This is a genomic window from Aminobacter sp. P4_D5, from assembly GCF_056401815.1.
On record NZ_JBFUIP010000535.1, the window covers coordinates 1 to 839 of the forward strand.

Here is an 839-nt window from a genome sequence, read left to right on the forward strand (position 1 = left end):
CTGCACGAAGGAGAGGCCGATATATTCGACGCCCAGCGGCAGGACGAATTCCAGGTCGGCGCGGTCCTTGGCGGTGAGCGCCGGGATGGGCAGGGCCACGTCCGGCACGTTCACGCCCTTGCGGTCGGAAAGGGCGCCGCCGACCATGACCTCGGTCTCCAGGTGGTCGTTCTCCACCTGGCGGACGACGCGCAGGCGCAGCTTGCCATCGTCGAGCAGAAGGGTGGTGCCGATGCGGGCGGCGTTAATGATCTCCGGGTGAGGGAGCTGGACGCGCTTAACGTCGCCTGGTGTTGGGTTGAGGTCGAGGCGAAACCGGCTGCCGGTGGTCAGCTGGACCCGGCCCGCACCGAACTTGCCGACGCGCAGCTTGGGGCCCTGGACGTCGGCGAGGATGCCGACGGGGCGGCCGGTCTTGCGCTCGACCTCTCGGATGATGGCGATACGGGCCGCGTGATCCTCGTGGCTGCCATGGGAGAAGTTGAGGCGGAAGACGTCCGCGCCTTGACGGAAGAGCTTCTCGATCATCTCCAGCGAGGAGCTGGCCGGGCCGAGGGTGGCGATGATCTTGGTGCGGCGGTGGCGGCGCAACGGAATGCGCGCGCGGACGGAGCCCTCGGGCACGCGCAAGGCGGGCGGCGGCGCGCCGGGCGAGCGGAGCGATTCGGCCTCGATGCCGAAGAGCTCGGCCACGTCGTCGACCCGGTCGGCGGGGACGCGCTTCCACTGGCTGACGGCAGCCGTGGAGATGTTGAGGGCGGAGGCGATGCGGGTGACCGCACCGCGGCGGGCGAGGATATCCTCGAGGACGGGATCGCGCATGCGGTTCAATTATCATT

Annotated in this window: 1 protein-coding gene; it reads right to left on the minus strand. The window is 69.1% G+C overall.

Annotated elements, in window-relative coordinates:
• A partial coding sequence (locus AC1DWF_RS33340) for a pyruvate kinase (RefSeq protein WP_476842779.1) occupies positions 1-822 on the minus strand: 822 nt, incomplete at its 3' end.
• Positions 823-839 lie beyond the last annotated feature (17 nt).